Consider the following 23,106-nt stretch of genomic DNA (forward strand, 5'->3'; position numbering starts at 1 on the left):
AAGGATAACTTGAGCGGAGCCTGTGCAGTAACCGATACAATTGAAATAGTCAGGCACTTATTTTTTCAGATCTGTTCATCCGGCGGGCGATTAAAACATACAATGCACCCAAACCCCAGATTACAGGCAACAGCACAAACGCATTAAACATAACCTGTTCGTATCCTGATTTTGTTACATTAAGAAAAGGATATGGATAATCGCCGGAAATGGCGCCACGGATAAGCACATAGATAAAATAAATAAAAGGGAACCATAACCAGGGCAAAACATCTCTGTATTTTAATCCGGCTTTAGGTACAAATACAAACCAGTATATTATAAATAACACCGGGTTTATTACATGCAGCAGCTCATTAGCCAGTTTAAAAAGGCCTTCCATATGCCATATATTACGCAATGCAACATTGTAAATAAGCGCTACAATGGTAATATAAAGTGCAATACTGGTTAAAACGGTACCCTTTAAAAAAAACCTGCCCCATGCTGATCTTGGCGCTATTAAAATTACGGTTAAACAAACAACCATCAGCAGGTTACTTAAAATGGTATAGTAGCTAAATAGCTGCACAAGTGTATTGCCAACAGAGCGGCCATTGGCAAGATAAGCAGGTATGGAAACACTGAATTGAAGTACAAGGGCAAACCAGGTAACAATTACAACTAAAGCGGTATATGCCCATTTTATTTTAGGTGCTTGTTCAAGGTCGGTTTTACTTTGCATTAATACTGTTTGACGTATTAAAGTTACAGAAAAACATTATATTTAAATATCAATCTAAAAAAACATAATTTAGTGATGGTATTTAATATAAACCTCTTATTTTTTCCCCAATAGCTGTACCACATGTTTGCGGTATTTAGATATGATAGTGTGTATGCGCCGCAATAAACTTATAGTTATAATTTATGTGCTGATCTTATGTTTTTTTAAGGTTAGTATAGCTTTTGCGCAGGCGCCAAAAATTAGTTATGAAACGCCTAAAACATACAATATAAACCAAACCATAACGCCCCTTGTGCCAACCTCATCCGGAAGCCCTGTGCCAGTTGAAGAGTTCGGGCAAGCGCTTACTTTAAGCGGATCAGGCGACAAGGGCAGCAGTAATGGCGATGTATTAACTTCTTCGTTTAGCAACCCTTCGGGAGTGGCTGTTGATGCGGCAGGCAATACCTATGTGGCTGATTCTGATAATAACCTTATCCGTAAGATTAGCCCCACCGGCGTAACCACCACGTTTGCAGGTAGCGGCAGTCCCGGTTTTGCAGATGGAAATAAAACAGATGCAAGCTTCCAGGGACCCAGCGGTATTGTAATTGATGCAACAGGTAATTTGTATGTGGCTGATTCAAAAAACCAGCGCATCCGCAAGATAACCCCAGCCGGGGATGTAAGCACGCTTGCCGGAAAATTTATTGGTACCGGAGATGGGTCGGGCGAAGCTGCAAGCTTTTATAACCCCCAGGGTATTGCAATTGATGCTGCCGGTATCTTATATGTGGCAGATACTTTTAATAATTTAATAAGAAAGATAAGCCCCGCAGGGGATGTCATTACCCTTGCAGGAAGCGGAAGCCCGGGAAATACCAATGGCATGGGCACTGCTGCATCGTTTAATGCGCCTCAAAATCTTACCGTTGATGCTGCCGGAAACGTTTATGTAACTGATTTGGGCAACAATCTTATCCGGAAAATAACGCCATCAGGCGATGTTAGCACTTATGCCGGAAACGTAAACGGACCGGCAGGCGGGATTAACGGGCCGGCGCTGTCAGCCAGCTTTAACAAGCCAAGCGGAATAGTGGCTGACAACATAGGCGACCTGTTTGTTTCAGATTTTGGAGGCCAGCTGATCAGGATGATCGATCCTTCAGGCAACGTAATTACGCTGGCAGGTAATGGCAGCGCCGGAAGCTTAAACAACACCGGCACTGTAGCAAGCTTTCATGGCCCTAAGGGACTTGCACTGGATGGAGCAGGAAAATTATACATTGCCGATTCATTTAATAATGAGATCAGGACCGCTTATATAGTAGGTTATCGCATTGATAAACCTCCCCCACTCGGGCTTGTCTTTAGCGTTGCAACAGGTATTATCACCGGGACACCAACTAAAGTATCCCCGTTAACCCCATATACTATTACTGCTTATAACATTCACGGCAGCAGTACATTTACTGTTGAAATTAAAGTGATTGATTCACAAACCATAACCTTTCCCCCTATCCCTGATAAAACAGTTTGTGACGTTGATTTTGATCCGGGCGCTAAAAGTAACTCGCCTATAACCTATACCAGCAGTGATTTGGCTGTAGCCACTATAGTAGCAAACAAAGTACATATTACAGGTGCAGGACCAACAACCATAACAGCATCAGACGGCACATCAACCTATCCCCAACCACTAACTGTAATTGCCGGGGTAACACCTTCGGTTACCGTATCACCGGTAACTTTTGATGAATGTTCGGGCATAGCTGTAACCTATACTGCCACACCGGTAAACGGTGGCGATACCCCGCATTTTCAATGGAAGGTGAATGGCCAGAACAGCGGGCAGGACAGCCCTGATTTTATCAGCAGTAATTTAAATAATAATGATAAAATAACATGTGTCCTTACCAGCAGTATTGCTTGTACTACGAGTTCTACGGCTACCTCAAATGAGGCGGTATTTACGCTTGATCCGCCCGTTACCACCTCCATTACCATTACATCATCATTAAACGGTCCTGTTTGTGCAGGTACCGAAATTGTATTTACGGCAGCACCCGCCAGTCCTGACATTAAGCCCGGTTATCAATGGCAGGTTAACGGGAACAATGCAGGCACCAACAGTTCAACATTCAGCAGCACTACGCTGGCCGATGAAGATGTAGTCACCTGTATTTTAACCAGTAATGGGAGATGCTTAATTAACCCCAGTACATCTTCAAACGCAATAACTATTAAGCTTAATCCAAATAGCCAGTGTGTTATAGTTATTCCTAGCGCATTTACACCAAATGGCGATGGTATAAATGATCTGTGGAATATTTCGGCGCTACAGGGTTATCCCAATTGTAGCTTAACAATTTTCACCCGCTATGGATCATTAATATTTAAGTCGACCGGGTATGTAAAAGCCTGGGATGGCACTTATAATGGCAGCGCTTTGCCGGTAGGCACTTATTATTATATTCTCGATATTAAAACAGGTAAAAAAACAATGTCGGGCGCGGTTACAATTTTACGGTAACTGATTTAAACTCAATATTCTGCACCATATAGCTTCCGGAAACCACTAATATGAAAAATTTATTATAAAATATATTTTATTGGCAACTTCTTTTCACATGTACCCGTAAAAGCATGTATGAAAGGATATGTGAATATACCGGGGTCAATTTACTGTAAGCTTTGCAAGGAGTGTGGTTCACGCCCTGTAATTGCCAGGGTTGCGGATATAGGGTATGTTGTTAAATGTTCAAAAAATGATGATCACTACCAAACAATGCCTGGCTTAATTGATATAGACGATTGGAACCGCCATAATACCATAACATCTGCCTCCATAGATTTTAACCTGACCCAAAGGCTGGCCTGGTAATTGCCCTCCTTTTACTTTTATTTAGTTGGTTTTTATAAATTACACTTCGGTGTGCTGTTTAAGTGACATTTATTTTTTATGTTTATTCACTTAAAACAATCTAAAAATGAACAACCCCTTAAAATCATCTTTCCCCAAACTAATCCGCATCAATTTCTGGATCTTACTTTTTGCATTTGCTTTACCACAATTATGTAAGGCGCAAACTGCAAACAATGCAAACCAGCCTGTTTTTAACCATGCTGCCCTGTGTGCCAAAAATCTTAAAAAAACTGCCGATTTTTACCGGAATGTTATTCAGCTTAAAGAAATACACCACCCCTTTAAGGATACTGTGCACGTTTGGCTTAAAATAGGCGAAGGGCTTGCATTGCATATTATCCAGGGCGAATGCCCAACAACCGTACATGATATTGGCATCCATTTATGTTTCAGTGTTCCAAATCTTGATGCTTTTATACATCACCTTGATGAAATGAACGTGCCTTACGGCAACTGGACCGGCCAGCCAAAAAAGGTGCAGTTAAGGGCAGATGGCGTAAAACAGATCTACCTGCAGGACCCGGACGGATTTTGGGTTGAAATAAACGACGCCAAATAATTTTACTGAATTAAGAAAATATTGAGAAGGTTGATAAAAAAGATAAAACAGTTTGTTGGGTTTGATGATCCTCATTTAACGCTGGAGAATAAGCTTTTTAATTTTATATGCTTGTTTTTAAGCTTAAGTATAACTGTTAGCTTTATAAGTAATTTAATATTGGGCTTCCCCTTATTTTTAATGCTGATTGAGGTTTTTATAGGCCTTATGTGTGCCTTTGCCTTTTACCGGAGCAGGTATATCCGTTATACTGAAAACATGGCACTGGGTTATGTTGCAGCAGGCATGTTGCTTCTGCTACCCGGATGGTTTTTAAACGGAGGCATTGAGGGGTCGAGCACACATATTGGCATTTTTATGATCGTATTGGCAATGATGCTGCTAAAGCGCCGGTATCATTTTTATTTTATCGGATTTTTGACAGCGATATTTTATGCCTGTTATGTGCTTGAGCAGCATTTTCCGCACTGGGTGTCGCTTCCAAAAAGTACAGGTCAAAAAGAAGCCGATCTTATATCATCGGCAATAACCAATGTTTTAATGGCCGGGCTGCTGGTAAGTTTTTTGAAAAGGAGCCACGAAAAAGACAAGAACGCCCTGATCGCAAAAAGCGTGGAACTGCAATCATCACAAACAGCCTTATCAACAGCAAAAGACCGCGCCGAGGATGCAACTGTAGCCAAATCCAACTTTTTGGCTAATATGAGCCATGAGATCCGTACGCCATTAAATGGCATTATTGGTACCGCACAATTACTATCATTATCAGATTTGAGCGCCGAGCAGCGGGAGTTGCTTCAAACCCTGCAATCAAGCAGTAACCTGCTTATTAATATCATCAGCGATATTCTCGATCTTTCAAAAATTGAAGCCGATAAGCTTACACTTCATCCAGGGCCTGTTGATATCCGCAATTGCATAAAAACGGTGCTGGAAATAAGCACACCGGGTATTTCTGTTCCGGGTAAAACCATCACCCTAACCAGCAATGTAGATAAAAACCTGGCTAAATATTTAAAAATGGACGAAAGCAGGGTCCAGCAGATCCTGGTGAACTTAATTGGCAACGCTGTTAAATTTACTGATGAGGGATCCGTATCGCTCAATATAACTGCTGTTAACCTGCCCGGTGATGTGCAGAAAGTAACCTTCAGCATTAAAGATACAGGGATAGGCATAAGCGAGGAGGCTTTATCACAGCTGTTTAAACCTTTTACCCAGGTAAATACTACTGCTTTACGCAAGTACGGCGGCACGGGGCTGGGCCTGTCGATCTGTAAAAAGCTGGTTGAAATGATGAACGGGAAGATCTGGGCCGAAAGCAGGGAGAATGAAGGCTCGGTATTCAGCTTCAGCCTTCCTTTAAAAATAGTTTCCGTTGATATGCCTTTGGCAAAACCAATTAATAAACAGGCAGCTTACCAATACCGGCCGCTTAATATTTTGCTTGCCGAAGACAATAAGATGAACCAGTTAATTGCCCGCAAAACATTTAAAAAGATAGGGCATGATATTGATATTGCCGACAATGGCCGGATAGCGTTAGAGATGTTTGAGCAAAAAACATACGATCTTATTTTTATGGACATCCAAATGCCCGAAATGGATGGTTTACAGGCAGCAAGCTATCTTTTAAACACATACCCGAATACCTGCCCCCCTATTATTGCCATGACGGCTAATGTGCTAAGCGAGGATGAAGAAAAATGCAAGCTTGCCGGCATGCTTGATTTTGTAAGCAAACCATTTACAATTGAGCGCCTGGAAGATGTTATTTACAAATGGGCGTTTGAGGAGTCAGGACGAGAGGCAAGAAGTCAAGAATCAAGATTCAAGAGTTTAGCGGCAAATAATCGGATATAGCGTTCAGGCGCTGGCTAAGTCATATCGTCTTAATTCTTGCATCTTGATTCTTGACTTCCTGATTCTTGACTTCTTGCTTCTTTCCTTCTTGATTCCTGATTCTTGAATTCTTGCATCCTGATTCTTGACTCCTTGCATCTTTCTTTGATTAGTACCACAAATCTTGTAAATAGTACCATTATTAATGGTGATATTGTGCTTAATTTTGGGTCATGTTACAAAGCACACCGGTTTACGATATTTGCACCCTTTCTGATTTCAGGCAGGACGATATACTGGTAAGCCGTTTTGCGCCATACCTTCAACAGCATAAAAACCTGCATGCAGCTCACCGCCATACTTTTTACCATGTGGTGTTTTTTACCGATGGCGCAGGCAGCCACACTATTGACTTTGAAAACTTTGATGTAAAGCCAAATCAAATTTATTTTATGATTCCCGGCCAGGTACATTCCTGGAGCTTTGAAGGCTTTACCGACGGATATATTATTAATTTCTCAGATTCCTTTTTCCAATCGTTTTTATTGAACGCATCTTATTTGGAAAATTTCTCTTTTTTTAGCGGCGATGTTCATGATGCAGTAATTAACCTGCCTGAGGCTCTTCATCCGCAGATAAAAAAACTGTTTGAAGAAATAATTAAGGAGTGGGAAAATTCGCCTATGCAAACTACCGATCTGATGAGGGTGTTGATGCTGCAGGTGTTTATTTTAATTAGCCGCTTTAGCGCCGGCGGAAGCAGCAAAGGGCCGGTATCGTACAATCAAACTTTGTTAAAAAACTTTCAGAAGCTAATTGAGGTACACTATAAAAGCCTGAAGCTGCCAAAAGACTATGCAGCATTGCTATACATCACCCCAAATCACTTAAACGCCATTTGCAAGGATCTGCTGGGTTTACAGGCAGGCGAGCTGATCAGAAACCGGACAATACTTGAGGCCAAGCGCATGCTTACCAACCAGCAATTAACCATTACCGAAATTGCATTTGAACTTAATTTTAGCGATAACTCCTACTTTACCAAGTTTTTTAAAAAGACCGAAGGAGTTACACCGGAAGAATTCAGAAAAGATATATTAAATAAAAATCATCATGAGTAACCAGGAAAAAGGCCTGCCTTTGTGGCCGGCCATAGTACACGGAAAATGCCCGCGCTGCCGCAGGGGCGATATGTTTGCAACGCCTATGTACAGCTTTAAATCGCAGGTAATGAACAAAACCTGCTCGCATTGCGGCCTGGTTTATGAGCGCGAGCCTGGTTATTTTTATGTGGCCATGCTGATAAGCTATGCTATGTTTGTTGCCGAAATGGTGACTTTGGCGGTCGCCATACATGTACTAACCGGCAGCAATAATCCGTGGCTATACGTTATTATCATCATATCAGTCGGGGTTATTTTATCGCCCTTTAATTTCAGGTATTCAAGGATCATACTGCTACACTGGCTTACACCGGGGTTACACTATCACCCGGAAATGAGCGCTGATAAGTAAGTTGATAGTCAGGAGTCGTAAGTCCGAAGTCTAAAGTCCGAAGTCGGGAGTCTTAAGTCGAGAGTCAGGACTATGGCAGCTTAGTTAATTGTGTGCTCTAAGCGTACGGTTTTGACTTTGACTCCCGATTTTTGACTTTTGATTTTGACTCCTGACTTCAGACTCCCGACTTAAGACTCCTGACTCCTTCTCTCAAAAGTCATTTTAACATCAACTAACGCAACTTTCATTACAATTTCATAATCGGCACTTACCTTGCCGCAATAAATTATTTGATAATGAATAGAGCACCACTAACAAACCGGACCCACTTTAACAATATACTTTATATTGGGGACGAGGCTAAAGCCTGCTTAAAGATCATTGAAAAATTTAATAATCGCCTGCTCGAAATTGAGCGCATCTACTCATCCTGGTTCTATCTCCGGAGTGCTAAAAACAAGCATGCCCTGCATGATAAGCTTCAATATCACATCCAATATCATTTTGAAGGCGGAATAGCCGTTTTTAAATTTAAAAATGAAGATAAACTTCCGGCCATTATCCGTAATGAATGCTTCAGGGCGTGTAAAAGTTTGGCGGCTGATCAATTTTATGCAATTTCCTGAGGGATTGGAAGCAGATGGTGTTTTTCCTATCTATAAACATTAATAGTACAAATTATTTAGCTAACGGAAAATATCCCGTAGGGATAACCCCTTTGTAGAACAATAAATCCATTTCTCTTTGCCTCGTAGAGGTTACTCTTTGTCCGCAATTCAATACCTGCCTAATGGTTAAGGGTAATCTCTACGAGATAATAAAATGGGTTGGGGTGTTTTCTACAAAGGGGTAGACCCAACGGGTCATTCCCAAAATAACTTCCTGCCATGGACTATGGACCATCGACTATGGACTTCTTCCTTTTCAAAAGAACTTCCTGCCATGGACTATTGACCATCGACTATGGACTTCTTCATTCCCAAAATAACTTCCTGCCATGGACTATGGACCATCGACTATGGACTTCTTCCCCGCCCCCTTGCTAAAATCCCACTACAACCTGCCAATTTATAGTTAGTAAAGCTTAAACAGCTTATTTATTTTTATATCTACATTGTATTATTATAAATCCAACTGCGCATGTCTGGTAAAATCATGTTAAAAAAAATAGGCTCATTTGTTTTTTTGTGTTTGATATGCCGTACTGGCAACCTGTTGGCACAACAAAAGGATTATCCTATCCAGCCTATTCCCTTTACCCAGGTGCATGTTAATGCTGGTTTTTGGAAGCCCAAGATGGAGGTTAACGCCAACGTTACTATCCCCTATGTGCTGGCGCAGTGCAAGGCCAATGGCCGGGTTGATAATTTTCTTCGCGCAGCAAAACTACTGGGTGGCGATAAGCTGAGCGAGTTCCCTTTTGATGATACCGATATTTATAAGGTGATTGAAGGCGCATCATACGCTATGCAGGTAAAAAGCAACCCTAAGCTTGATAAATATATTGATACCCTGATTGGCATTATTGGTGCAGCACAGGAGAAGGACGGTTACCTGTACACCTTCCGAACCGTTAACGCTAAAAAAACGCACGAGTGGATCGGCGCCAAACGCTGGCAGAATGAAGAGATCCTGAGTCATGAGCTATACAATGCAGGGCACCTGTACGAGGCTGCTGTGGCGCATTACCAGGCTACCGGCAAACGCACCCTGCTAAACATCGCCATAAAAAACGCCGACCTGCTTACCCGCACTTTTGGTTATGGCAAGATAGAAGAATACCCTGGCCACCAGATTGTTGAGATCGGCCTGGCTAAATTATACCGCGTTACCGGCAACAAAAAATATTTAGATCTCGCTAAGTTCTTTTTAGATGTTCGCGGGCCTAAAGGTGAAGCCTATAACCAGGCAGATAAAAGAGTGGTCGACCAGCACGAAGCCGAAGGACATGCCGTACGCGCCGCCTACATGTACACAGGTATGGCCGATGTTGCCGCCCTTACAGGCAACCAGCAGTACCTGCATGCTATTGATGAGATCTGGAAAGATGTGGTGGATAAGAAACTATACATAACCGGTGGAATAGGCGCAACCAATGCCGGCGAGGCTTTTGGCGATGCTTACCAGCTGCCTAACATGTCGGCTTATGCCGAGACCTGTGCTGCCATTGCCAACGTGTATTGGAACAGCCGCATGTTTTTGCTGCATGGCGATGCTAAATACATTGATATTTTAGAACGTACCTTATACAACGGACTGCTCTCGGGTGTATCGCTGAGCGGTAACCGGTTCTTTTATCCAAATGTGCTGTCGTCCATGAGCCAGAACCAGCGGAGCGCATGGTTTAGCTGTGCCTGCTGCATCAGCAACATGACGCGCTTTTTACCATCGGTGCCCGGCTATGTTTATGCGCACGATAAGAACGACCTGTATGTAAACCTATTTATAAGTAACAGCAGCGATATTATGCTAACCGCCGGCAAGGTAAACATCATCCAAACTACTGATTACCCGTGGAAAGGCAAGATTGACCTGAACCTTAATCCTGCAAAAAGCAGCAGCTTTACCTTAAGGGTACGCATCCCGGGTTGGGCATTGGCTAAACCTGTTCCCGGCGGCTTATACACCTTTATGGATCAAAACCCTGCCCCGGTTACCATCAGCATAAACGGCAAACCGCTTGTCTACCAAACCGAAAAAGGCTATGCCGTAATTACCCGCAAATGGAAAAAAGGCGATGTAGTTACTATGAACCTGCCTATAGAAACCCAAAAGGTTATTGCCAATAAATTGGTTAAGGCCGATGTTAACCGCTTTGCCTTTCAGCGCGGCCCTATTGTATATTGCCTGGAAGGTCCCGATAACCGCGACAGCACCGTGCAGAATATCACCGTAAATAAAATGGCCGTTAGCAATGCCTTGTACAAGCCTGAAATGCTGAACGGCATAGAAGTAATAACCGCAGAAGGCAAAAGCAGCAAACGCCAGCTAAATACCGACCAGCTGCTTGAAACCGACCAAAGCGTTACCGCCATCCCCTACTATGCCTGGGCAAATCGCGGTCCGAGTGAAATGACCGTTTGGATCCCTTACGAGGCATCGGCCTCCATGCCAAAACCAGCACCGACTATTGCCAGCACCAGCACGGCATCAGGCTCCATAAAAAATAAACGGATGCTGAAGGCACTAAACGATCAATACGATCCGCAGGACTCCAAAGATGCCAGCATGCCTTACCTGCACTGGTGGCCAAAGCAAAACACATCAGAGTTTGTTCAGTACGATTTCGACAAGCCGCATACTGTTTCCGAATCAAAAGTTTACTGGTTTGACGATGGCCCCTGGGGCGGCTGCCGCATCCCGGCATCATACAAGATCTTTTACAAAAAAGGCGATGAATGGGTGCCAGTAAAAACCACAACTCCTTATACCATAGCAAAAGATACTTATAACACCCTGAGTTTTGAACCCGTTGAAACCACCGCTTTAAAAATGGAAGTGCAGCTGCCGGCGGATAACTCAACGGGGATTCATGAGTGGGAGGTGCGTTAATGAGGTGAAGGGTTAAAATACTAACCACCACGTCATTGCGAGGAACGAAGCAACCTCTAAGCATGCAAATCATGAACCCTTTACTACGTAGAGTGGAAGCGGCCGCATGCTTATCACAAGCATATTGCTCCCTGACTGTCCTACGAAGGTTGCTTCGTTCCTCGCAATGACGTGGTAGTAGAATATTTAAAGATATTTTTTATTTTGCAGGATGGTATTTGCACATGGTGGCTGCGTTTATATAATGACCAATAAGCTGCATACAGTTTTATACGTTGGTGTTACTTCTGATATTGTAGACAGAGTTTGGAAGCATAAAACACATTTTTATCCCAATAGCTTTACTGCCAAATACAATTGTGAAAAGCTTGTTTATTATTCTTTTTATTCGCGCATTGAGGAAGCTATCGCTGTTGAAAAGGCCCTTAAAGGTGGTAACAGGAAAGCAAAAATCCAATTAATTAACGAGTTAAATCCAAACTGGATTGACTTGTATGATAAGTTAATTGAGGAATAATAAAACAACCAACCTCACCGCATCGTTATTGCGAGGCTGACTGCTTGCAGACCGCTTCGAAGCAACCTCTTCACCATCCATGCACGGGAGTAAAAAAGCTATGTGGTAACCCATCAGGCGGCTGTAAGGTTCTGTCAGCAGTTCGTTGATTGTCCTGCGTAGAGGTTGCTTCGTTCCTCGCAATGACGCGGTGGTATTAAGGCCGCTCCGGCGTTTTGTTCCGTTCGCTATTTGGATGACACATGCTGAAACAGCGGGTTGCCATCCCTTTGTTTTTGTTTCACGTTGTTTCGGGGTGTTCGGCACAGGGAGAGAACGGAATAGCGTTTCACTTTCCCATCCCCTCCAGCACATCCGCAATATCTAACCCATTCACTTTATCAAAGGCGCTGGCCTTTTTTTCGAGGTAGGATGATACGCTGATCTGCATGGTTGGGAACTGTTGTTTAATGGCATCGGCTTTTATTTTCCAAAGGTCGTAAGCGTTAATATCGGGGAAGAGCATTACTTTGCGGTTTTTGAGGATGCTTAGCTTTTGCGGGGTAAGATTGTTTAGGCCGCCCGTAGCCAGCCATAAAAAATCGGGGCAGAAGTGCGATGCAATAACAGCAGTCTTCTCGCTTTCAACCACTGCTACCGATTTGTTAGGGAAAAACGGCAGCAGGTGCTCGCCAAAAAGGCATTGCTTTAATACGAAGTTTAAAGGTGGCAATTCGGCCAGCTTCCAAACATCACAAGCCCTGTGGATATGGAACAGTCCGCCCTCTGTAGCCGGGGAGATCTTATCCCTTTCCTTTCGCAGCAGGCTGTGCATCCATGTTACATGGTTAAAAGGCTCCTTTACGCGTTTGCCGGTAGCAATATCATACAGCATTACTTTACCGGTGCGCACCACGTTACGGGCATCAATATACCAAAAAATGGTTGCCCCATCCCAGTGGTTTGATGTGCCTATGTTATATAATTGCTTTAATTTCTGGCTTTCGTCGTACCCAAACCTGCTGTATAAATAGGTTGTAAAGTTATCGGGGTTTTCGTTGCCAATGGTGCGGCCAAGCCATATGGGTTCAATAATAGAGCGTTCATCAGGTACAGGTGGCGGCGGTTTGGGTTTACTTTTTAATGAGGGGACAAACACCTGGTTGTTATTAATATCATGCTGCATAAAATAATCTTTGGGTTTATAATGATAGCCGCAGTTAAGCTCCCGGTCGCAGCGGCCAACGTCATCGTGCAGGTATTCGCCGGTTTCGGTATCAATATAACGGGTAAAGGTTTTGTTGTGGTGCTCACATTCCGGGCATTTGAAACGGCTGTGCGGCCCGCTGTAAGGTTGTAATGTGTAACGGTACATGGGTGGGTGGTGAGTGGTCCATAGTCGATAGACCATAGACGATGGTTAGCAATTGGTCGATAGTCCGACAAACCATAGACGATGGTTAGGAATATATAAATCTCATAGATACTTTTTGACTATGGACTATGGTCTATCGTCCATGGACTTCAATAGCCGGCTTACTTTACTGAACGATATGCCCATCTGGTCGCCTATCTGGCGCAGGCTAAGGCCTTGTTTGCTCAGGTCGGCGGCATCGGCGGCTAATTGTTTGCGTTCGTTGTCGTCCTGTGCACGCAGGTGCTCGTTTTCGGTGCTGTATCCTTTAAAGGCATAGTGTAAAAAGTTATCAGGTTTATCCAGGTCGAACACGCAAACATTTTTATCGCCATAAACCTGCTCGGTATTGCGCTGCTTAATTTGTTTAATATAGCGTGTATCGGGGCTGTTGTTGCTGTCGCCAATGGCAAACGAACTATCGCAAAAGTTCATCAGCATTTTGCTGCCCTGCAAATCGTTACTGGTAATTGGCCTGCTTTTGTCGCGCTTAGGAGTATGGGCAAGCGCCAGTATACTAAGGTTATATTTATTTTTTAATGATTTTAGCTGCTTCATCAGCGGCAGTGCATCCCTGGCCTGCTCGGTTTCGCTGCGCATGTAGGTAATGTTATCAATTATCAAAACCCTTGTATCAAACTGAATGATAGCTTCCTCAAGCGCCTGGTACAGGTAAACCTCAAGCTCACTTTCGTTAAAATCGGCAGCAGGGTCGGGGTTAAGGTCGGCACGGTAAAAATGTTCTTCAAAGCGGTAATGCTTTTGCCAGTCGTGCGTGTAGCGGGCTTCCAGCTGCTTATCATTCAATTCAAAGTCGCAATAAAGCACGGGTTGCTTTGCGCCCTCATAAATAAAAGGCTCGATGCTGGTACCGGTGCTGATGCTGTTGCCGATTTGAATAGCCAGTACAGATTTACCGAGGTTGCTGTCAGCAAATAAAATACAGAGCTCGCCTTCAAACCAAAGCTTGCCGAAAAGCATTTGCGGTACCGGGCGGTTGGCGGCCTCTTCCATACAATTGTTAAAAGTGCGGATGCGCAGCATGCCATCGGTACGGGGTTGCTGCATTTGGGTTTCCAGGCGGTTGCATTCGGCCTTTAGCTCTTCAGGGGCTACCATCAGCTGCCGCCAGTCATAGGGTTGTTTGTTTAAGTTTTCCATTTATTTTTATTAAGATTTTGCTTGTTTCAGTTTGTTGCGGATTGTGCCGAACGCAAAGCGAACGAAACACTATAGCACGGAGAGCGCCATAATTAATTGCCTGCAATAAACCTGTTATTTGTTTTTTTAGTTTGAGAAATCAAACTTCACAAATATAAATAAAAATCTGTAATAAATAATAAAAATCTGTAATATTTTTTGTTGCGTTCGGTTTGGGAGTAGAACAGGGTGAAACGGAACGATACAAAATCTTCCCCAGATCGTCAATGCGAGGCTGGTTGCTCGCAACCGGGTTCGAAGCAATCTCTACGCCATCCATGCACCGGAGAAAAAAGCTGTGTGGAGACCAATCATGCGGCTGTAAGGTTCCATCAGCATAAAGGTTCGTTGATTGTCCTGCGTAGAGGTTGCTTCGTTCCTCGCAATGACGGGTGGAGAGGACATCTTCCCCAGATCGTCATTGCGAGGCTGGTTGCTCGCAACCGGGTTCGAAGCAATCTCTACGCCATCCATGCACCGGAGTAAAAACTATGTGGTGACCAATCATACGGCTGTAAGGTCCCACCCGGCATCAAGGTTCGTTGATTGTCCAACGTAGAGGTTGCTTCGTTCCTCGCAATGACGGGTAGAGAGGTCGCATCACAAATTCCATCCCATCATATACTTAATCCGTAATTCCCACGTTATCAACAAAATAAACCTAATCAATATGATCAACCTAAAAAGAAACCCCGTAAACCGGCTGTACAGGTATGTATTGCTGCTGCCTTTTATTGTATTAAGCCTGTGTTTTATCAATCCTGCTAAGGCCGGCACTGTGCCACTTAAAACGACCATTGCCGATACCACCTCAATGAAAGCTTTTGAAGGTATTTACCAGCTTAAAAGTAACGCGCATGGTTACATACAAATTACGGTTGCTGACAAAACCCTGCTTGCCAAAATAATTGATGGTAACAAGCAATTTGTGTTAACCCGCAAAGGCGACCTTACCTTTGAAACCCTTGACAGCGACGGCGATGAAACCATCCCAATTACCTTCGCCAAAAGCGATGCCGGCGAAATTACCGGGGCCGCCGTGGGCGATAAAGACCAACTTACAAGAGTTAAAAACTATGTGCCAGTAAAGGAGTTAAAACTGACCGCCGCCCAGTTAAAGGCCTACGAGGGCAAGTATGAGTTTGAAGAAAGGAAAGGTACTTTTTTAACCATAACCGCTACTGCCGATGGACTGGTGCTTAAACAGCTTTGGGATGACAGGGAGATCCCTTTTATTGCAGTGGCCGATAATGAGTTTTTAAATAAAGAGGCCATGTTCCCGCTAAAATTCACCATGGATGCAAACGGCAATGCCATTAAGGTGTTAGCCTTTAACCGGGATAGCTGGGATAAGGTGAAGGAATGATACCGCACCAACCCGTCGTTATTGCGAGGCTGCCTGCTTGCAGGCGGCTTCGAAGCAATCTCTACGCCATCCATGCACCGGAGTAAAATGCTGTGTGGAGACCAATCATGCGGCTGTAAGGTTCTATTGACATCATGATTATACTTAGCAGAGGTTGCTTCGTTCCTCGCAATGACGGGCGGAGAGCGATGGCGGCGAAAACCACTCACCACTCTCTATTCACTACTGACCAAATTACTTCCCAAAATCATAAAACTTCCATTGCGTTGTAAAATCGCGGGTTAGGGGCTGGTTGGTTAGGGTGGCGCGCACCATTTCAATAGGCATGGCGTTTTCTTTCATTATGGCATCGTGAAATTGTTTGTAGGTCATTTTGCCGCCGTCAACCAGCTCGCGTTTAAGGCTCATTAACTGCAGCCCGCCAGTAAGGTAGGCCACCTGGTAAAGCGGACTATAATCGCCTTTAAACGACCGCCGTACCTCGCCTTCAGCATTAGCCCGTTCATGGCCCACACGGTCAACAAGGAAGTCGATACATTGCTGTGGGGTCCAGTTGCCAAGGTGATAGTTTAACGAGAAGATGATGCGGGCACAACGGTGCATGCGCCAAAACAACATACCTATGCGCTCCTCTGGGGTTTTGGCAAAGCCCTGGTCATACAGCAGCAACTCCCAATATAAGCTCCATCCCTCAATCCAAAACGGGGTATAAAACATATTGCGGTACGGTTTATAGCGACTGTTCATAAAATATTGCAGGTTATGGCCGGGCAACAACTCATGCTGCACCGTACCACGACTGAAGTATGGGTTGTTACCCCGCATGCTCATCAGTTTATCGCCTTCCTCCATAGTGTTGGTTGGGTAGCTGATAATGATCTCGCTGCCGCCCAAAAAGAAGGGGTTAACCAGCTGCTGCTGGGGTGTCATCATCGTCATGCCCCAGGTTTCTTCGGCAAGGGGTGGTATGGTTATCAGGTCGTGCCCTTTGATAAAGGTTAGCGCATCGTTGTATAGTTTCAGGATCTCTTCGGGCTGTTTGCCGGCGGGTACATAGCTGTTCTTTACTTTCTCCAGGGCTTTGTGCCAATCGTTACCAAAACCCATCTCGTTGCTTGCCTTCAGCATTTCTTTATCGCAAAAAGCAAACTCCTTGTTGGCTAGTTTTATCAGCTCTTCGGGCGAGTATGGGATCATTTCGGCCTTTAGCTGGCGCACCAGTTCATCATGCCCAACGGGTACTCCTTTAATGCCGCTGCTATCGGGCTTTTGGGTAGTGTTTATCTTGCCCTTGCCCATTATCAGGGTGGCGTAGTTGTTTAGCGCAGTATCAAGCTTTTTATAAGGCTTTGGCGTCCACCAGGTAAAGGCGGGATCGTAACCTGTGTAAAAATCGTAAAAGCTTTTAAGGCGGCTCCTTAAACCAAGCACAGCAGCTTTACCCTTCCGGGCAAGCGGCAGATCCAGTGATTTAATCGCATCAAACGATGTTTGTGATGCTTTTACCGCTTTTAAAATGTTGTTGAGCTGCATGGCAACCTCCTGCCCATCCAAAGAGGTGCCACGACGGCGTTTCTTTTCAAGCTGGTAGATCTCATCAGCAAAAGGGATATAGGTGGTTATCTTATTGTATTCATCCTCATCAAGCTTTATAGCGCCAAGGTCATACACTATCTGTTTTTTAAGCAGGATATAATCAACCTTGCCATAAATGCTCATGCTGTCAAAATCAGTTTGCTTTAGTTTTTCAAGATATTCGTTGCCTATCTCCGTTAAACGCTTTCGCTCTTCGGGCGAGGTTTGTACCGATTGATTTTCGTAGCCGTCAATAGCAGTGTATGGCGAGTAAAAATCGCGGATGGCATTCATATCCTGTCCGTATTGGATAATCAGCCCGGATACTTCGCTGGCCTGCTCATACAAAGCTGACTTGGGTGCAACTGTCTGTGCCGACAGGCTTCCTATCGAACCCAAAAAAATAAAACAGATAATAACAGGCTTTGATAAGCTTTTGAAACTTTGAAACAGTTTTTTGAAGTACATGCGGCTACAGGATTAAGTATTACCAGGTGAAATATAGGTTAATTTAACGTTTGATAAAAATAGCGGGAGAAGAGATAGGTAACTAACTATAAATTGGCAGGTTGTAGTGGTATTTTAGCAAGGGGAGGAGGGAAAAGTCGATAGTCGATGGTCAATAGTCCATAGCAGGAAGTATTGTAATAGTAAATGGTCGTCACATCACAGGGCATTCCGCGAGGATAAAAAAGAGGTGTCATGCTGAGGCCACTCGAAGCATGCGGGCAAAGGCCTCTGCACCATGCTCAGCAAGAGGATAGGCCACTGCGCTCATCCTTTCCTTCCATAAACTCAGGGCAGGCTTGTGCCTCAGGATGACACCCACTCACTCATTCAAAACTTATCAAAGGCATAAAAAAAACCGGATGTTACTCAATTGAATAAGCACCCGGCCGTAAACTCCCATTGTGTAAAGTCTTAAGTCGAAAGTCTTGAGTCTTAAGTCTAAGTGAAATTTTGTCTTTTCCTGACTTAGGACTCCAGACTTTAGACTCAGGGCTAAGAGCATCTAAATATCAATGCAACGCTGTTTTGCTATACAGGTGATACTCACCCGGGGCAAGTGTCATGTTATAGGCTAACGAGGTTACGTTAATGCTGGTACCGGTAAAGTTATCTGTCCAGGTACCTGTTGCCGGGAAAGTTATTGCAGCTGTATTTGTAACCACACCGAAGTTACCCACCACCTCAATGCTGTTTGATGCATCAGTCATCTGGATGGTTTTTACCGCACCGTTTAAGCTGTATTTAAAACTGGTACTTGTAAATACCGGGTTGTTTATTTTCCACTTGATCATCTGCGAATACACTTTAAACAAATGCCGACGGTTGGCATCGTTCATATAATCCCAATGCGGATCTTTATCCCCTAACCTGCCGCCATTATCAATACTGATATCATAACCGCGCTCGCCAAATTGCCAGATCATTTTAGGTCCCGGCGATGAGAACATAAAGGCTGCTCCCATTTCATCACGTTTTAAGCCGGTAGCCAGGTCTTTAACACTATAACCGCCGCTGGCGTTGCCATACATGCCGTTTTTAAATTGCAGGCGTTCTTCATCATGGCTTTCAAAGTATGCCACCAATGCATAAGGGTTGGTAAACCCATAACCATCATAAAACAAACCCGACAGGTCCCATGATCCGCCGGCGTCGTTATAGCTCATTAAAGCCTGCTCTGCCGGGGTGCTCAGGTTTGTCCAGGTCATCATACCTTCATTGGCAAGCTCACCTTCTTCCTGGTTACCTGCAAAGTACTCCAGTATAACGTAAAATTTGGGGTCGATGCCTTTTATGTAGCTGTTATAATCCTTCCAGATGGCAACCCGGCTGGCATCGTAATTACCCCAGGCGGCAACATCTGAACCGCTGTTGGTTTGTGTGAAGCCTTTAGCCAAATCAAAACGGAAACCATCAATCTTATACTCCTGCATCCAAAACTTCACTACATTTTTAAAAAAGTATTTGGTTGCTGCACTTTCATGGTTAAACTGGTAGCCCACATTAAAAGGGTGTGTAGGCGTTGTATTGTACCATGGGTTGTTTGCAGGTACTCCCCCGCTTGAGTACAGCTGCACCATTGGTGATGAACCGAACGAGTGGTTTAGCACAATATCCTGTATAACGGCCATGCCTTTTGCATGGCAGGCGTCAATAAGCGCTTTCAGATCGTTTTTTGTACCGTAATATTTATCTGCGGCAAAGTAATAGTTAGGGTTATATCCCCACGAGTCGTTACCCTCAAACTCGCTTACCGGCATCAGCTCAATTGCGTTAACGCCAAGGCGGGAAATATAATTTAAGGTATCCTTAATGGTTTTATAGCTGTGTGTTTTCACAAAATCGCGCACCAGCAATTCATATATCACCAGTTTTTTTGGATCGGGACGGGTAAATGTGGTGGTTGTCCAGCTATAAGCCGGCTGATTAGCCTGCATAACGCTTACTATACCGGTTGTTTTACCTGTTGGATATGCTTTTAGGTTTGGATAAATGGATGCATCAATATATTTATCATTATCAGGATCGAGCACTTTCTCACAATAAGGATCTCCTATTTTAAACGATTTATCGATGTAGTACTGATAGGCATATTCAATATTGGGGTCGAGGTTATCAATTTGGATCCACCAGCGGGTACCATCGGTAGAGTTTGTCATGGCATACTTGGCATCGGCAGACCAGTCATTAAAATCACCGGTTACGGTTACTGATTTTTTACCGGGCGCATACAAATTAAAAATGGCCGACTTACCATCGTTAATAAAAGTAACTCCATCGTGGGCTCCTGCCGGTACATCTTTAGCTGTTGGATTAGGCTCGGGAACGTTCCCGGAACCTTTGTCGGCAGAAGGCGTTTTTTTGCATGAAATAACACCTGCCAGCAAAATGCAGACAAGCAATAAGTACAAAATCCTGATTTTCATTTATTTTTCGGTTAAAATTGGTGCTTAAAGGTAGGTTGATTTTTTTATTTAATTGGTTTTTTGTTGAAATGTTTTAAGGTTGGAAAGTTGTAAGGTTGTTTTGTGTTGATGATATTGATCTTGTTTCCGATACTTCACAACCTACCTCGCAAACTTTTTCACCACCCTGAGCAACTCGCTCATATCGAATGGTTTTTTAAGGTACGAATCAGCAAGCCCTTCTTCGGCAATCTCTTTTATATTGCTCACAGCCGAAATAATGATAACCGGGATGTGGTTTGTTGTAGGATCTGTTTTTAGCTCCTTGCTTAGTTGCTGGCCGTTTGCATCGCTTTTCCATTCGGTTAGCCAGTTATCCATCAGGATAAGATGAGGGTCATGCTCATTTACCTTTCTCAAAATCTTTGAATCACCCGAGGAAATAACGTCATACCCTTCTTCTTCCAGTATGTAAACGATGGTGTCCCTGATGTCCTTATCGTCTTCGATAACCAATATCTTTTTGGCCATAACCTTGCAATCTCCTTTGTTACTATATAACAATCAGGAGCATAGGTTTTGTTTTAGTTCGATGGTTTTATTTTTTAGGAGAGAGAATAAATAACCGCACACCCGTCAAAACTGGACTTTAAAAAGTAGCTATTTGATTTGCATCTGATTTTTATTATTTTCGTATATAAAATAGTAAGCCATGACTCATCTAACAATTGATAAAAAAAAATATGTGCTTCTGTCTGAAGAAAGTTACCAGGAATTACAAAAAAAGGCTGCATTAAAATGGAAGCCCGAAAAAACATTTTCCGTTGAAGAGGCCAGAGCTTATAGTAAGAAGCTGATTAGGGAATGGGCTTCAGAAAAATAATCGTCATATGCGAATTTATTCTTTCAAAAAGAATTTATTGATGAGCATCAATAAAGGTTAATGGCCGCAAAAGCTTTGTATCATCGTATCATTCAATACAGCGATACAAAACAATAAAACTATACTTCCGTACTATTGTAACAGATCCGGCACCTTGGCTCGTAGCTTTCTTTTTCGCCGAGCAATACTTTGCTTTCATCGGGCACCAGCCGGTATGAATATAGGGCGGGATTACCACACCTAACACATACTGCATGCAGCTTGGTTACTGATTCGGCCATGGCCATTATAGCGGGCATCGGGCCAAAAGGGCGGCCCCTAAAATCCATATCAAGGCCTGCAACAATTACGCGGATCCCCCTGTTGGCAAGTACATTGCATACATCAGGCAGCTCTTCGTCAAAAAATTGGGCTTCATCAATGCCTATCACATGCACATCGCTGCCCAGCAATAATATAGACGATGCATTTTCAACCGGGGTCGACGGGATTGAAATTGAACTGTGAGATACAAGCGCATGCTCTTCATACCGGGTATCAGCCTTCGGGCTAAAGATCTCAACCTTTAGCCTGGCAATTTTGGCCCTGTTAAGGCGGCGGATCAGTTCCTCTGTTTTGCCGGAAAACATAGAGCCGCAAACCACCTCGATACTTCCGCCCAGTTCATTTCTTCGCTTAAATACATCTTCGATAAACACCAAATTGCTGATTTTAATGATTTTTGGATGAAGCTAAAAGCCGAAAGCAAAAAGCTCAAAGCACTTACTTTTCGCTTTGGTTTTTTTGCTTAAATCTTTCTGCTTTTAGCTTTAGTCTTTTAGCTTAACGCCCCAAATATCAGAATTTAATCTTATTTTTGATTGGCATTTTTCCCAACATTGATCCATGAAGCAAAAGGAAGTATTTAAAAAGATAGGTGGCATTATACAGGAGCTGAATGAACAATATGAATACCTGGAAACAGTATCAGATAATTTGAATGACCTGGAACTTGAACTTTTTGTTGCCAACGCACATTTTTTAACAGATCATATTGAAATATTGTGCAAGCTGAATTTGCAAAACAGGCCTAAGCGCCTGGTTATTGAAAAACCTGAAACTTATCAGCAAAAATTCTTTGAGCCCGTTGTTCAGCAAATGAAACCCGGGGCAGATTTAAAGGAATTAAGACCATTAAGAGCCACCACAAAACCTGTTGAGGCTGAAATAACAAGCAAACAGCCTGAACCTGAAATACAGGAAGAAAAATCTGCAAAAAAAGAGGAAAAACAAATAAAGGAAGAAAAACAACCGGAGGAACATACTGTGCCGCAGTTTGATTTTACTTCGCAAACAACTGAAGATACTTATTCATTTATACGGGAAGAGCCCGAAACTATAAGGCATGAACTTATTTTGGATGAATCCGAAACCTGGGAGGATGAAGAAAATGGAGAGGTAGCTGTAGAAGAAAAAAAGGAAAATGAGCCTGAAGAAGGTAAAGCTCCTGCATTAACCGAAGAAGCAGTTATTTCACCAGGGGCGGAAAAAGTTAAAGAAACTGCAATAGAGGAAATAAAGACAGACGAAGTACAGCCTGATGCCGGTAAAACTGAAGAAGAGCCAATAAGTAAAGAAGCAGTAAAAGGAGAAGTTGAGGAAACAGAAGTAATTACCCGGAATCAAAAAATGTCATCTCAGGCTGCTTCAAAAAGCGATCAATTAAATATAAAACCTATAAGTGATATTAAGCTGGCTATAACTCTGAATGATAAATTACTTTATGTAAAAGATCTGTTCAATGGGTATAATCTTGCTTACAGCGAAGCCATAGAAATACTTAACCGCTTTAATACTTTTGAAGAGGCGCAGCGTTTTTTAAAAACCAATTATGTAACCAAAAATAACTGGGAAGGTAAACAGGCCACGGCAGATAAGTTTTATGCGTTGTTGAAGAGAAGATACGCGTAAAAATAGTTGGCAGTTTTAAGTGAACAGTTGGCAGCATCAGACAGGTAACTTTTCTTAAACCTTTATCTAATATATAATTAATGATTACCGGAAAGTATATCGATCCTTTAGTTGACTTCGCCTTCAAGAAAATATTTGGCAGCGAACCTAATAAAGATCTGCTAATTGCTTTTTTAAATGAAGTATTTCGTGGTCGAAAACATATTGTCGATCTGGTGTACAATAAGA

19 protein-coding genes are annotated in these 23,106 nt (G+C 43.2%); 12 read left to right on the top strand and 7 right to left on the bottom strand.

Features of this window, described 5'->3' with window-relative positions:
- Positions 1 to 49: 49 nt before the first annotated feature.
- Positions 50 to 724, bottom strand: coding sequence for a Pr6Pr family membrane protein (locus JWQ54_RS26775; RefSeq protein ID WP_299590956.1), 675 nt, complete (start codon positions 722 to 724; stop codon positions 50 to 52).
- Between the two features lie 154 nt (positions 725 to 878).
- Here JWQ54_RS26775 and JWQ54_RS26780 point away from each other — a divergent pair, with 154 nt between their 5' ends.
- The 8 genes from JWQ54_RS26780 to JWQ54_RS26815 all read left to right on the top strand — a co-directional run bounded on the left by JWQ54_RS26780 (position 879) and on the right by JWQ54_RS26815 (position 11,599).
- Positions 879 to 3,239, top strand: coding sequence for a gliding motility-associated C-terminal domain-containing protein (locus tag JWQ54_RS26780; protein ID WP_299590957.1), 2,361 nt, complete (start codon positions 879 to 881; stop codon positions 3,237 to 3,239).
- A 457-nt stretch (positions 3,240 to 3,696) separates the two neighbouring features.
- Positions 3,697 to 4,191 carry a VOC family protein gene (locus tag JWQ54_RS26785; protein WP_299590958.1) on the top strand — a complete coding sequence of 165 codons (495 nt, stop codon included), beginning with the start codon at positions 3,697 to 3,699 and terminating at the stop codon, positions 4,189 to 4,191.
- A 21-nt stretch (positions 4,192 to 4,212) separates the two neighbouring features.
- The gene (locus JWQ54_RS26790) at positions 4,213 to 6,054 is read left to right on the top strand and encodes an ATP-binding protein (protein ID WP_299590959.1); all 1,842 of its coding nucleotides are present in this window, start codon (positions 4,213 to 4,215) and stop codon (positions 6,052 to 6,054) included.
- A 212-nt stretch (positions 6,055 to 6,266) separates the two neighbouring features.
- Positions 6,267 to 7,154: a helix-turn-helix domain-containing protein gene (locus JWQ54_RS26795; protein ID WP_299590960.1), complete on the top strand. Its 888-nt coding sequence runs from the start codon at positions 6,267 to 6,269 to the stop codon at positions 7,152 to 7,154.
- Positions 7,147 to 7,548: a DUF983 domain-containing protein gene (locus tag JWQ54_RS26800; RefSeq protein WP_299590961.1), complete on the top strand. Its 402-nt coding sequence runs from the start codon at positions 7,147 to 7,149 to the stop codon at positions 7,546 to 7,548. The genes JWQ54_RS26795 and JWQ54_RS26800 overlap by 8 nt, the downstream gene beginning before the upstream one ends.
- Positions 7,549 to 7,826: 278 nt before the next feature.
- Positions 7,827 to 8,156 (top strand): hypothetical protein, encoded by a 330-nt coding sequence (locus tag JWQ54_RS26805; protein WP_299590962.1) that lies wholly within the window; start codon positions 7,827 to 7,829, stop codon positions 8,154 to 8,156.
- Positions 8,157 to 8,685: 529 nt separating this feature from the next.
- Positions 8,686 to 11,082 carry a glycoside hydrolase family 127 protein gene (locus tag JWQ54_RS26810; RefSeq protein WP_299590963.1) on the top strand — a complete coding sequence of 799 codons (2,397 nt, stop codon included), beginning with the start codon at positions 8,686 to 8,688 and terminating at the stop codon, positions 11,080 to 11,082.
- Between the two features lie 211 nt (positions 11,083 to 11,293).
- The gene (locus tag JWQ54_RS26815) at positions 11,294 to 11,599 is read left to right on the top strand and encodes a GIY-YIG nuclease family protein (protein ID WP_299590964.1); all 306 of its coding nucleotides are present in this window, start codon (positions 11,294 to 11,296) and stop codon (positions 11,597 to 11,599) included.
- 328 nt (positions 11,600 to 11,927) lie between these two features.
- Here JWQ54_RS26815 and JWQ54_RS26820 read toward each other — a convergent pair whose 3' ends face one another.
- A complete protein-coding gene (locus JWQ54_RS26820; protein WP_299590965.1) occupies positions 11,928 to 12,953 on the bottom strand; it encodes a DUF6371 domain-containing protein in 1,026 nt (341 codons plus the stop codon).
- 126 nt (positions 12,954 to 13,079) lie between these two features.
- Positions 13,080 to 14,153 carry an AAA family ATPase gene (locus tag JWQ54_RS26825; protein WP_299590966.1) on the bottom strand — a complete coding sequence of 358 codons (1,074 nt, stop codon included), beginning with the start codon at positions 14,151 to 14,153 and terminating at the stop codon, positions 13,080 to 13,082.
- A 709-nt stretch (positions 14,154 to 14,862) separates the two neighbouring features.
- Between JWQ54_RS26825 and JWQ54_RS26830 the strand changes: the two genes are divergently transcribed.
- Positions 14,863 to 15,558, top strand: coding sequence for a hypothetical protein (locus JWQ54_RS26830; RefSeq protein ID WP_299590967.1), 696 nt, complete (start codon positions 14,863 to 14,865; stop codon positions 15,556 to 15,558).
- A 234-nt stretch (positions 15,559 to 15,792) separates the two neighbouring features.
- On the opposite strand, the gene JWQ54_RS26835 is transcribed toward JWQ54_RS26830, so the two are convergent.
- The 3 genes from JWQ54_RS26835 to JWQ54_RS26845 form a co-directional block, all read right to left on the bottom strand.
- Positions 15,793 to 17,601 (bottom strand): DUF885 family protein, encoded by a 1,809-nt coding sequence (locus tag JWQ54_RS26835; RefSeq protein ID WP_299590968.1) that lies wholly within the window; start codon positions 17,599 to 17,601, stop codon positions 15,793 to 15,795.
- A gap of 551 nt (positions 17,602 to 18,152) precedes the next feature.
- Entirely contained in the window at positions 18,153 to 20,066 is a 1,914-nt protein-coding gene (locus JWQ54_RS26840; protein WP_299590969.1) for an alpha-amylase family glycosyl hydrolase, read from the bottom strand.
- 141 nt (positions 20,067 to 20,207) lie between these two features.
- Complete coding sequence (locus JWQ54_RS26845; RefSeq protein WP_299590970.1) at positions 20,208 to 20,576, bottom strand: response regulator; 369 nt, start codon at positions 20,574 to 20,576, stop codon at positions 20,208 to 20,210.
- A gap of 181 nt (positions 20,577 to 20,757) precedes the next feature.
- Between JWQ54_RS26845 and JWQ54_RS26850 the strand changes: the two genes are divergently transcribed.
- Complete coding sequence (locus JWQ54_RS26850; protein ID WP_299590971.1) at positions 20,758 to 20,928, top strand: hypothetical protein; 171 nt, start codon at positions 20,758 to 20,760, stop codon at positions 20,926 to 20,928.
- Between the two features lie 119 nt (positions 20,929 to 21,047).
- On the opposite strand, the gene JWQ54_RS26855 is transcribed toward JWQ54_RS26850, so the two are convergent.
- Positions 21,048 to 21,629 carry a thymidine kinase gene (locus JWQ54_RS26855; RefSeq protein ID WP_299590972.1) on the bottom strand — a complete coding sequence of 194 codons (582 nt, stop codon included), beginning with the start codon at positions 21,627 to 21,629 and terminating at the stop codon, positions 21,048 to 21,050.
- A gap of 184 nt (positions 21,630 to 21,813) precedes the next feature.
- Between JWQ54_RS26855 and JWQ54_RS26860 the strand changes: the two genes are divergently transcribed.
- Positions 21,814 to 22,878, top strand: coding sequence for a hypothetical protein (locus tag JWQ54_RS26860; protein WP_299590973.1), 1,065 nt, complete (start codon positions 21,814 to 21,816; stop codon positions 22,876 to 22,878).
- 80 nt (positions 22,879 to 22,958) lie between these two features.
- The coding region (locus JWQ54_RS26865; protein ID WP_299590974.1) for a PD-(D/E)XK nuclease family transposase at positions 22,959 to 23,106 on the top strand (148 nt) is incomplete at its 3' end.

It is taken from the genome of Mucilaginibacter sp. (assembly GCF_028288225.1).
Classification (GTDB): domain Bacteria; phylum Bacteroidota; class Bacteroidia; order Sphingobacteriales; family Sphingobacteriaceae; genus Mucilaginibacter.